The sequence below is a fragment of the Pseudomonas sp. SDO5532_S415 genome (genome assembly GCF_054071155.1).
The window spans coordinates 1-10,290 of the sequence record NZ_JBSVWS010000190.1; the positions used below are offsets into that span (position 1 = coordinate 1).

At 61.4% G+C, this 10,290-nt stretch carries 7 protein-coding genes; 6 read left to right on the forward strand and 1 reads right to left on the reverse strand.

All coding sequences use genetic code 11. From position 1 onward, the window contains the following. Nucleotides 1-89 precede the first annotated feature (89 nt). From ACW9HW_RS26225 to ACW9HW_RS26250, 6 genes are all read left to right on the forward strand, one after another. Nucleotides 90-1,505, forward strand: a complete 1,416-nt coding sequence (locus ACW9HW_RS26225; RefSeq protein ID WP_457402183.1) for a sigma-54 interaction domain-containing protein — start codon at nucleotides 90-92, stop codon at nucleotides 1,503-1,505. 278 nt (nucleotides 1,506-1,783) lie between these two features. Further along, nucleotides 1,784-3,175, forward strand: coding sequence for a GntP family permease (locus ACW9HW_RS26230; protein WP_095194708.1), 1,392 nt, complete (start codon nucleotides 1,784-1,786; stop codon nucleotides 3,173-3,175). Nucleotides 3,176-3,182: 7 nt separating this feature from the next. After that, complete coding sequence (gene hbdH, locus ACW9HW_RS26235; RefSeq protein WP_095194707.1) at nucleotides 3,183-3,956, forward strand: 3-hydroxybutyrate dehydrogenase; 774 nt, start codon at nucleotides 3,183-3,185, stop codon at nucleotides 3,954-3,956. Nucleotides 3,957-4,076: 120 nt separating this feature from the next. Continuing rightward, complete coding sequence (locus tag ACW9HW_RS26240; RefSeq protein ID WP_457402185.1) at nucleotides 4,077-6,032, forward strand: acetoacetate--CoA ligase; 1,956 nt, start codon at nucleotides 4,077-4,079, stop codon at nucleotides 6,030-6,032. A gap of 256 nt (nucleotides 6,033-6,288) precedes the next feature. Continuing rightward, complete coding sequence (locus ACW9HW_RS26245) at nucleotides 6,289-8,826, forward strand: PAS domain-containing hybrid sensor histidine kinase/response regulator (RefSeq protein WP_095194705.1); 2,538 nt, start codon at nucleotides 6,289-6,291, stop codon at nucleotides 8,824-8,826. Nucleotides 8,827-8,880: 54 nt separating this feature from the next. Then, a complete protein-coding gene (locus ACW9HW_RS26250; RefSeq protein ID WP_008066899.1) occupies nucleotides 8,881-9,156 on the forward strand; it encodes a peptidylprolyl isomerase in 276 nt (91 codons plus the stop codon). A 114-nt stretch (nucleotides 9,157-9,270) separates the two neighbouring features. Here the strand turns inward: ACW9HW_RS26250 and ACW9HW_RS26255 are convergent, their stop codons facing one another. After that, nucleotides 9,271-10,203: a sugar kinase gene (locus ACW9HW_RS26255; protein ID WP_457402188.1), complete on the reverse strand. Its 933-nt coding sequence runs from the start codon at nucleotides 10,201-10,203 to the stop codon at nucleotides 9,271-9,273. Nucleotides 10,204-10,290 lie beyond the last annotated feature (87 nt).

Genomic DNA, 10,290 nt, shown 5'->3' on the forward strand with positions numbered 1-10,290 from the left:
GGGATCTGCGCCTTTCACAAATCCCTTGTGGGAGCGAGCCTGCTCGCGAAGAGGCCAGCACAGGCAACATTCAATCAGGATCAGCACCCATGAACACCACCGAAAGCCTCAAGGACTACCAGCGCGTGCGCCTGCTGGCGATCCGTTCGTTGTTCGAGATCATCGAGCAGTCGAGTGAAGGCACGGTGATCGTCGACCGCGATGCCAACATCGTCTGGATGAACGAGCGCTACGCCCGGCGTTTTGGCCTGCAATCGGCCAAGGGTGCCATCGGCAAGGCCTGTGAAAGCGTAATCCCCGGCAGTCTGCTGCGCGAAGTGGTGCGCACCGGTCGACCGATTCTGCTCGACATGCAGGACACCCCCAAGGAGCCACTTGTGGTGATGCGCCTGCCGATTCACGACGACGCAGGCTTAGTGATCGGCGCCATCGGCTTTGCCCTGTTCGACGAACTGCGCAGCCTGTCACCGATGCTCAAGCGCTACATGAACATGCAGGAAGAGCTGGCGTCGACCCGCTCGCTGCTTCGAGCACGGCAGACCAAATACAACTTCGCCCACTTCATCGGCACCAGTGCCGCCAGCCTCGAAGTCAAACGCCGTGCCCGCCGCAGTGCCAGCACCGAATCACCGGTGTTGCTGCTCGGTGAAACCGGCACCGGCAAGGAATTGCTGGCGCAGGCGATCCACAATGCCTCGCCGCGCGCGCACAAGGCGTTTGTCAGCATCAACAGCGCGGCCATCCCCGAATCGCTACTGGAAGCCGAATTCTTCGGCACCGCCCCTGGCGCCTTTACCGGTGCCGACCGCAAGGGCCGCGCCGGCAAGTTGCAAATCGCCCAGGGCGGCACATTGTTCCTCGATGAAATCGGTGACATGCCGTTACCGCTGCAAAGCAAACTGCTGCGGGTACTACAGGAGAAGGAATTCGAACCGGTCGGTTCCAACGACGTGATCCAAAGCGATGTGCGGGTGATCGCCGCGACCTCTACTGACCTGGAAGCCGCGATCAAACGCGGCGAGTTTCGCGCCGATCTGTATTACCGCCTCAATGTCCTGCCGATCCAGGTCCCGCCGCTGCGCGACCGCCTTGACGACCTGCCCGCCCTCAGCGAAGCGATCCTTGAAGAGTTGCGCAGCCAGCACGAACTGAACAGCGAAGCGCTGGAGCTCTTGGGGCAGCACGCCTGGCCGGGAAACATTCGCGAGCTGCGTAACGTCCTGGAACGGGCAGCCTTGCTCAGTGATGACCTGCGGCTTACGGCAGCGGATATCCGCGCGGCGATCGGCACGTTCACCCCGGTTCAACGGGTGGTGCCGTTGACCATCGAACCATTGGAGCATGAGACGTTCAGCGCGGCACGGGAGCGGTTTGACCGGCAGCTGATCGAAACCACCCTGGCGCACTGCGGGGGCAAGGTGATTGAGGCGGCGGCGCGTCTGGGGCTTGGGCGGTCGACGTTGTACAAGAAGATGGTGGCGTTGGGGATTGCGGAGTCTCTATAAAGAGACATTGATCTCCATTGGTAGATATGGCCTCTTCGCGGGCAAGCCCGCTCCCACAGTGACCGCGTTATCGATGAACCTGTGGGAGCTGGCGTGCCCGCGAAAGGCCAGTCTTGACAGCAAAAGTCTCAAAACAGAGACAAACCCATTGAATTCGACGCTAAACAGACAAATATATCCTTATATTTCAATAACTTACTCATCTGGCACGAAACTCGCTACAGCCGTCTCCTACAACGTTTCACCCCTACAAAAATAACAATCCCAGGAGACACACCATGAGTGTGATCATTGCCTTGGCAGCCCTCGCGCTGCTGATGCTGGCTGCTTACCGTGGCTATAGCGTTATCCTTTTTGCCCCGATTGCCGCCCTCGGCGCCGTCCTGCTGACCGACCCTTCCGCCGTTGCACCTGCCTTCACCGGTGTGTTCATGGAGAAAATGGTCGGCTTCATCAAACTGTACTTTCCGGTGTTCCTGCTCGGTGCGGTATTCGGCAAGCTGATCGAGCTGTCGGGTTTCTCGCGCTCAATCGTCGCCGCGGCCATTCGCTTGCTCGGCACCCGTCAGGCAATGCTGGTCATCGTATTGGTATGCGCCTTGCTCACCTACGGTGGCGTGTCGCTGTTCGTGGTGGTGTTCGCGGTTTATCCATTCGCCGCTGAAATGTTCCGCCAGAGCAATATTCCCAAGCGCCTGATCCCGGCGACCATCGCCCTCGGCGCGTTCTCGTTCACCATGGATGCCCTGCCCGGCACCCCGCAGATCCAGAACATCATCCCCAGCACCTTCTTCAACACCACGGCCTGGGCAGCACCGTGGCTGGGTGTGATCGGCACGATCTTCGTGTTCTGCGCCGGCATGCTGTTTCTCCAGCGTCAGCGCAACAAGGCCCAGCGCACCGGTGAAGGCTATGGCAACGACCTGCGCAACGAGCCGGAAACCGCCGCCGACATCAAGTTACCCAACCCGTGGATCGCCCTCTCGCCGCTACTGGCCGTGGGCATCATGAACCTGTTGTTCACCCAGTGGATTCCACAGTGGTACGGCAAGACCCACAGCCTGGCGCTGCCGGGCATGGCCGCCCCGGTCACCACCGAGATCGCCAAACTCACCGCGATCTGGGCAGTACAGGCTGCACTGCTGGTGGGCATCATCATGGTGCTGCTGTTCGGCTACAAGGCGATCAGCCGCAAACTGGCCGAAGGCAGCAAAAGTGCAGTCAGCGGTGCCTTGCTGGCAGCAATGAACACGGCCTCGGAATACGGTTTCGGCGCGGTGATCGCGTCCCTGCCGGGCTTTCTGGTGCTGGCCGACTGGCTCAAGAACATTCCAGATCCGCTGGTCAATGAAGCAATTACCGTCACCTTGCTGGCCGGTATCACCGGTTCCGCATCGGGCGGCATGAGCATCGCCCTGGCGGCGATGTCCGAGCAGTTCATCAGCGCCGCCCACGCCGCCAATATTCCGCTGGAAGTGCTGCATCGGGTGGCCTCGATGGCCAGCGGCGGCATGGACACCCTGCCGCACAACGGCGCGGTGATCACCTTGCTGGCGGTCACCGGCCTGACCCACCGCGAAGCTTACAAAGACATTTTCTGTATTACGCTGATCAAGACACTGGCGGTTTTCGTGGTGATCGGTACTTTCTACGCCACTGGCATTGTGTGAGGTATTCATGACGACTCTTTCGGGCAAGACCGCACTGGTCACCGGCTCCACCAGCGGCATCGGCCTGGGCATCGCCCTGAGCCTGGCCAAGGCCGGCGCCAACCTGATCCTCAACGGTTTCGGCGATGCGTCCAACGTCATTGCTGAAGTCGAGCAATTCGGTGGCAAGGTCGGCCATCACCCGGCCGACGTCAGCGACCCGGCGCAGATCGCCGACATGATCGCCTACGCCGAGCGTGAATTCGGCGGTGTCGACATTCTGGTCAACAACGCCGGCATCCAACATGTGGCGCCGGTAGACGAGTTCCCGGTGGAGCGCTGGGATTCGATCATCGCCATCAATCTGTCATCCGTGTTTCACAGTACCCGCCTGAGCTTGCCGGGCATGCGCGCCAAGGGCTGGGGCCGGGTGATCAACATCGCCTCGGTGCATGGTCTGGTCGGCTCGACAGGCAAGGCCGCTTATGTGGCGGCCAAGCACGGCGTGATCGGGTTGACCAAGGTGGTCGCCCTTGAAACCGCTACCAGCAACGTGACCTGCAACGCGATCTGCCCGGGTTGGGTGCTGACGCCGCTGGTACAGAAGCAGATCGATGATCGCGCCGCGACCGGCATTGATCCGCAACAGGCCCAGCATGATCTGCTGGCGGAGAAACAACCGTCGCTGGAATTCGTGACCCCGCCGCAGCTGGGCGAGCTGGTGCTGTTCCTGTGCAGCGAAGCCGGCAGCCAGGTACGGGGCGCGGCGTGGAATGTTGATGGTGGGTGGTTGGCGCAGTGATCTGACGTTAGACCGCGTTATCGTTCTTCGCGAGCAGGCTCGCTCCCACATTGAAATGCGGTCCCCTGTGGGAGCGAGCCTGCTCGCGAATGGATCTGCAGATAGAAGAAGAGGCAAATCATGTCCGACATCCTCTGGCAACCCAGCCCCGAACGCATCGCCAAGACCCGCATGGAGGCCTTCCGGCGCTTCATCATTGCGCGGCACCACCTGCACATCGACGACTACCCTGCCCTGCACCAATGGTCCATCGATCAGCGCGAGGACTTCTGGCAGGCCATCGTCGACTTCTTCGATATCCGCTTCCATCAGCAACCCGACGCGGTGTTGGTGGAAGGCGAGCAAATGCCCAGTGCTCAATGGTTTCCCGGTGCAACCTTGAACTTCGCCGAGCACTTGCTGCGACGCCGCGACGATGCCATTGCGGTGGTCGCCGTGGCGGAAAACGGCCAGCGTGAACACTTGACCTGGGCTGAACTGGCAGAGCATGTCGCCGGCTTCCAGAACGGGTTGATCGCCGCGGGTGTCGGTATCGGCGATCGGGTCGCCGCGTGCATGCCCAACACCTGGCAAACCCTGGTGGCCATGCTTGCCACCACCAGCCTCGGCGCGATCTGGTCCTGCTCTTCGCCGGACTTCGGCACGCAAGGCGTGATCGACCGATTCGGCCAGATCGAACCGAAAGTGCTGCTCACCTGCGCCGGCTACCGTTACGCCGGCAAAGACATCGATCAGACGGTCAAGGTCAACGAAATCCTCGAACGCCTGCCGTCGTTGCGGCAGTTGGTCATCGTGCCTTACGCGCGGCCCGATGCGCATATCGAAGACTTCCGCACCCAGGCCAACGTCACGTTATGGGACGATTTCTACTTCCCCGGCGGTGATCCGGACTTCGTCGCCGTGCCCTTCGCCCATCCGCTGTACATCCTCTACTCCAGCGGTACCACCGGCGTACCCAAATGCATCATCCACAGCACCGGCGGCGTACTGCTGCAGCACGTCAAGGAACACGGCCTGCATTGCGATCTTGGCCCCGGCGAACGGTTGTTCTACTACACCACCTGCGGCTGGATGATGTGGAACTGGCTGGTTTCGGCCCTGGCGGTGGGCAGTGCCGTGGTGCTGTATGACGGCTCACCGTTTCATCCGGATTCCGAACGCTTGATCGACCTGATCGACGACGAGCGCATCAGCGTCTTCGGTACAAGTCCCAAGTACCTGGCGACGCTTGAAAGCAACGGCGTCAAACCCATGCAAAGCCATGACCTGAGTAGCCTGAAAACCCTGCTCTGTACCGGCTCGGCGCTGTCGCCCCAGAGCTACGACTACGTCTACCGCGACCTCAAGGCGAATGTGTGTCTGGCCTCGATGTCCGGCGGCACCGATATCGTTTCGTGTTTTGTGAACGGCAATCCGTGGCAACCGGTGCGCCGCGGCGAAATACAGGGCAAGAGCCTGGGCATGGCCGTCGAAGTCTGGAACGATGAGGGTCGGCCGGTAATGGGTGAAAAAGGTGAGTTGGTGTGCACCCGGCACTTCCCGGCGATACCCATCGGCCTGTGGCACGACCCCGACGGCGAGAAACTGCGGGCCTCGTATTTCAGCCAATTTCCCGGGGTCTGGTCTCAGGGAGACTATGCGGAACAACTGCCCCACGGCGCGATGATGATCCACGGGCGCTCCGACGCCGTACTTAACCCCGGCGGCGTGCGCATCGGCACGGCGGAAATCTACCGCCAGGTGGAAAAAGTCCCGCAGGTGCTCGACAGCGTGGCCATCGGTCAGCAATGGCAGGATGACGTGCGGGTGGTGCTGTTCGTACGCCTGCGCGACGGAGTGGAACTGGATGAAGCGTTGCAGCAACAGATCCGCCAGGTCATCCGCGCCAACACCACGCCACGCCATGTGCCGGCGAAGATCGTCGCGGTCACCGACATCCCACGGACCATCAGCGGCAAAATCGTCGAGCTGGCGGTACGCAATGTGGTGCATGGGCAGAAGGTGAAAAACACCGATGCACTGGCCAATCCCGAGGCGTTGGAGCAATTTCGGGATCGTACCGAACTCCAGCGTTGAAATTGAGATCCACTGTGGGAGCGAGCCTGCTCGCGAATGCGATGCGCCAGTCGGAATGAATGTGACTGACACGACGTCTTCGCGAGCAGGCTCGCTCCCACAGGGGGGGTGATGTGGCCAGGCGTTTTAACAACGCATCGATTTCCATGGCAAAAAGCATCCGCGAAGCATTCAATTGACAGAAATGACCCGTACGGGTCAGTGCTCAGCAAGCATAGTAGACACCGCCATACCGACTTGAACGCAGGACACCTAGATGAATGCATCACCAACCGGCAGCGATGCCCAGGCCTTGATTGCCCGACTGGACTGGGCAAGCACGCCGCTGGGCGAGGCCAGTACCTGGCCGCAAAGCCTGCGCACCGCCGTGGACATCGTGATCCATTCGCCGATGCCGATGCTGTTGCTCTGGGGGCCGCAGTTGACGCAGATCTACAACGACGGCTTCGCCCTGCTCGCCGGCAGCAAGCATCCGCACGCTTTCGGACAGCCGACGCACCAGATCTGGCCAGAACTCCAGGACTTTACCGACCCGATTTACAGTGCCGTCCTACAAGGTCAGGTGCGGACCTACAGCGAACAACGCTTCACCCTGCAGCGCGATGGCAAGGATTCCGATTTCTGGCTCGACCTGACCTACAGTCCGATCCGCGACGAGAACACCCAGGTCGCCGGAATTCTGGTCACCGCCATCGAAACCAACGAACGCCGGCGCATCGCCCTGGAACTGGAACAACGCTCCGCCGCCAGCCTCAAGGCACAGCAGGAAACCGAAGAACGCTTGCAACTGGCCCTCGCCGCGACCGACGCAGTGGGAACCTGGGACTGGGATATCAGTGAAGACCGTTTCATCGCCGATGCCCATTTCGCCCAACTGCACGGCATCGATCCCGCCATGGCCGGGCAATTGCCGATCAGCGCCTATCTGCACGGCGTCCACCCAGAAGACCGTGCCCTGATTGCCCGCAGCATCAAGCACTGCATTACCCATGGCACTGAGTACGCCGAGGAATATCGCCTGTTGCAACCCGACGGCCAGTTGCGCTGGGTGTTCGCCCGCGGGCGGTGCTACAAGGACCACCATGGTCGGCCGATCCGCTTTCTCGGCGCGGCACTGGACCTGACCGAGCGCAAAAACACCGAGCAGGCCTTGCGCCAGAGTCAGACCGAGCTGCAGCTGATCATCAACGCCATGCCGATCCTGATCAGCTACGTTGACCGCGAGGAACGCTTTCGCCTGAACAATTCCGCCTATCTGGACTGGTACGGCCTGACGCCCCAGGAGCTCTACGGCAGGACCATTCGCGAGGTATTGGGCGATGAGGCCTACGCCTTGCGCGCCGAGCATATTGCCCAGGCGCTGACCGGCAAGCCCTGCTGTTTCAGCATCGACGCACCGCACCGTGACGGCAGCATCCGCCATGCCCTGATGAATTATTTGCCGCGCCACGGCGCGGACGGCGCGGTGAACGGTTTTTACATTTTCGTGATCGACGAAACCGAACGCAAAAACACCGAAGAAGCGCTGCGCAACCTCAACGAAACCCTCGAAGAACGGGTCGCAGCCCGTACCCAGCAACTGGCCGAAACCAACCAGCGCCTGCAAAACGAGATGTTCGAACGCGAGCGCGCTGAAGACGCCTTGCGCCATGCACAGAAAATGGAAGCCGTCGGCCAGCTCACCGGTGGCATCGCCCATGACTTCAACAACATGCTCACCGGCATCATCGGCAGCCTCGATCTGATGCAACGCTACATCGCCGATGGGCGGACCCAGGACATTGCCCGCTTCGCCGAAACCGCCGTGTCCTCGGCGAAACGGGCCGCCGCCCTGACCCATCGTTTGCTGGCGTTCTCCAGGCGCCAATCGCTGGACCGCAAGCCGCTGAACGCCAACGACCTGATCCATTCCCTGGAAGATCTGTTCCGCCGCACCAAGGGCGACCACATCCAGCTCAAGTTGCAACTGGCCGAAGACGCCTGGCCGGTCAGCACCGATGTCAGCCAACTGGAAAACGCCCTGCTCAACCTGGTCATCAACGCCAGGGACGCCATGCCCGATGGCGGTGAACTGCGCATCGAAACCGCCAATGTTTACCTCGACAGCAGCGACATCAACATTCTGGAACCGGTCAAGGCCGGCGATTACCTGATGATCGCGGTCAGCGACAACGGCACCGGCATGACGCCCAAGGTATTGGCCAAGGCGTTCGATCCGTTCTTCACCACCAAACCCATCGGCCAGGGCACCGGGCTTGGGCTATCGATGATCTACGGATTCGCCCAGCAATCGGGCGGCCATGTGAGTCTGTTCAGCATGCCCGGACAGGGCACCAACGTGCGCCTGTACCTGCCGCGCTTGCATGCGGTGCAAGCGCAAGACGCTCCGTCGCCGGACATCGGCGAAGCCCCACCGGCGATTGCCGGGGAAACCGTGGTCCTGGTGGAGGATGATCCGGCGGTGCGCATGCTGGTGCTCGACCTGCTCAAGGAGCTTGGCTATAAGGCCCACGAAGCCGAAGACGCGAAAACCGCCTTGCCCTTGCTCGAATCCGATTTGCGGGTCGATCTGCTGGTCACCGATGTCGGCCTGCCGGGGATGAATGGCCGGCAGTTGGCAGAGATTGCGCGCCAGCATCGCCCGGACCTGAAAGTGCTGTTCATGACCGGTTACGCGCAAATGGCGGCCGAACGCCAGGGTTTCCTCGAGGAAGGCATGGACATGGTGGCCAAACCGTTCTCCATTGATCTGTTGGCCAACAAGATTCGCACGATGATCGGCCAACCCGAGTGAGTTAAGGCATAATCGCGCGCCCCGTTGTCGTCACCGTTGCAAGGTAATTGCCCTATGAAAGCTCAAGCCCGCCATATTCTGGTGAAAACCTCGGAAGAAGCCGAGCAGCTCAAACAACGCATCGCCAAGGGTGAAGCGTTTGACGTGCTGGCCAAGAAGTACTCCACCTGCCCGTCCGGCAAACGCGGCGGCGATCTGGGTGAAGTACGTCCGGGACAGATGGTCGGGGTGATTGACGCGGTGATTTTCAAGAAGCCGCTGCGGGTGGTGCATGGCCCGATCAAGAGCAAGTTCGGGTATCACCTGGTGCAGGTGTTTTTCCGGGATTGACGGGTTGGCCTCAGGGCCTCATCGCTGGCAAGCCAGCTCCCACAAGGACCGCGCAAGACCTGTGGGAGCTGGCTTGCCAGCGATCCGATGGCGCAGCCAGCGGCCCTTCACCGCTTATCTCGGAATCAACGCCCCCGGCACCTGAATCACCCGACTCGCCAACCGATGCCCCGCCTCGGCAGCCTCCACCGGGCTGCCACCCTTGAGCCGACTGGCCAGGTACGCCGCGCTGAACGAATCACCCGCCGCCGTGGTATCCACCACGCGCTCGACCTTCTGCGCCGGTACTTCGAATGACTCGCCATCACAACGAATCAGACAGGCTTCGGCGCCGCGCTTGAGCACCACCTCAGGCGTGCCGATCTGCTCATACGCGGCAAACACCGCTGCGCAATCGGCGAAATGGAACAGCGCCTGTTCGTCATCCACGGTCAGCAGCGCCAGGTCGACATAGGGCAGCACGCTGCGATAAGCCGCCCGCGCCTCTTCGACCGAAGCCCACAGGCGTGGCCGGTAGTTGTTGTCGAAGACGATCCGCGCATCGCGTTGCCGGGCCTCGATCAAGGTTTCCAGCAGTCTCTCCCTACCTTGCACGCCCAATACCGCCAGGGTGATGCCGCTGAAATACAGCACGTCGTAATCCGGCAGCGCTGCCAGGATCGGCGCGGCGGCCGCGGTGGTGAAGCAATCGCGCACCGCCGCCTCATTGCGCCAGTAGAGAAAACGCCGTTCGCCGGCAGCGTCGGTCTGGATGCAGTACAGACCGGGCAAACGGCCGGGCAAGCGCTGGACCATGTCCAGTCCGATGTTTTCCGCGGCCCAGCTCTGGCACATCGCATCGCTGAAACTGTCATCGCCCAGGGCGGTGACGTAATCGACGCTGCCGGCCGTACCCAGTTCGCGGGACAGATAGACCGCCGTGTTCAAGGTGTCGCCGCCGAAGCTCTGGTGCAGGCTGCCGTCAGCGCGATGCTGCAACTCGATCATGCATTCGCCGATCAGGGCGATGCGCGGGGTGTTGGGGCCGAGGGTGTTGATGGTGTTCATGATGTGGGGTCTCTGGTGCTTCTGTGTTGTCTGGGCGGCCGTCTTCGCGAGCAGGCTCGCTCCCACAGGGAAACGCATTCCATTGTG

Excerpts from the sequence above, each read along its gene's own strand:
- ACW9HW_RS26230 (WP_095194708.1), top strand. The coding sequence starts at position 1,784 with ATGAGTGTGATCATTGCCTTGGCAGCCCTCGCGCTGCTGATGCTGGCT.
- hbdH (WP_095194707.1), top strand. The coding sequence starts at position 3,183 with ATGACGACTCTTTCGGGCAAGACCGCACTGGTCACCGGCTCCACCAGC.
- ACW9HW_RS26250 (WP_008066899.1), top strand. The coding sequence starts at position 8,881 with ATGAAAGCTCAAGCCCGCCATATTCTGGTGAAAACCTCGGAAGAAGCC.
- ACW9HW_RS26245 (WP_095194705.1), top strand. The coding sequence starts at position 6,289 with ATGAATGCATCACCAACCGGCAGCGATGCCCAGGCCTTGATTGCCCGA.
- ACW9HW_RS26225 (WP_457402183.1), top strand. The coding sequence starts at position 90 with ATGAACACCACCGAAAGCCTCAAGGACTACCAGCGCGTGCGCCTGCTG.
- ACW9HW_RS26255 (WP_457402188.1), bottom strand. The coding sequence starts at position 10,203 with ATGAACACCATCAACACCCTCGGCCCCAACACCCCGCGCATCGCCCTG.
- ACW9HW_RS26240 (WP_457402185.1), top strand. The coding sequence starts at position 4,077 with ATGTCCGACATCCTCTGGCAACCCAGCCCCGAACGCATCGCCAAGACC.